We start from the raw sequence: 625 nt of genomic DNA, 5'->3' as shown, positions 1-625 counted from the left end.
TCTTTCACAGTCAGCCTGGAATACAGATGCGAAATGTAGAGCAGAAACCGCAGCGGAAGATTCGGGTTCTTCGTGGACTGGTGTTCATACAAAGAAAGCCTGCCGTCGATCAGAAAGGATACATCATTCTTCATCGACATATAGATCGCATTCTCCAGCGTGTTAATCTCAAGCAGTTCCGGATCCGCGTAATGTTTCCCTGTGATGGCATTATACAATTCCAGCAGGTTCTTCTTATCCTCGAACAGCATGATAAACAAAGTGGACTTGAATGTCCGGTTGACATGTAACGCTTCACTCGTGTTAACATTTGTCATAAGCACAGCCTCCTTTTCAAAATGGAATGCAAAGAGACTGCACAGGCCGTCCTTCCAAAGACTGCATCTGCCAATCTCTCTGCTGTTAATAAGGGAATTAAAAGCATTGAGATTTTCCTGAATGTAATAGAAAAACAGATACAGCTGTTGCTGCGTTAGAATCAGACATGCCGGAAATATAATGCTTTTCCATATGATAGTAAGCGCTCAATAAAATAATGGATATCTTTTCACAAGGTATTCCACTATAGTTGAAGTAAAAGACTCCAACTTCAACTTTTCGATCTGATCCGGCATCTCTGCTGTAT

The 625-nt window shown here is 41.6% G+C and carries 1 protein-coding gene and 1 pseudogene; both read right to left on the bottom strand.

Translation table 11 applies throughout. The features are described from left to right. A pseudogene (locus tag H6A13_RS13055) lies at positions 1-317 on the bottom strand (hypothetical protein); the annotation flags it as partial. A 97-nt stretch (positions 318-414) separates the two neighbouring features. Beyond that, the coding region (locus tag H6A13_RS13050) for a hypothetical protein (protein ID WP_204909957.1) at positions 415-625 on the bottom strand (211 nt) is incomplete at its 5' end.

It is taken from the genome of Mordavella massiliensis, assembly GCF_016902415.1.
Taxonomy (GTDB): Bacteria; Bacillota; Clostridia; order Lachnospirales; family Lachnospiraceae; genus Merdimonas; species Merdimonas faecigallinarum.
This window is presented reverse-complemented; position numbering and strand designations above follow the sequence as displayed.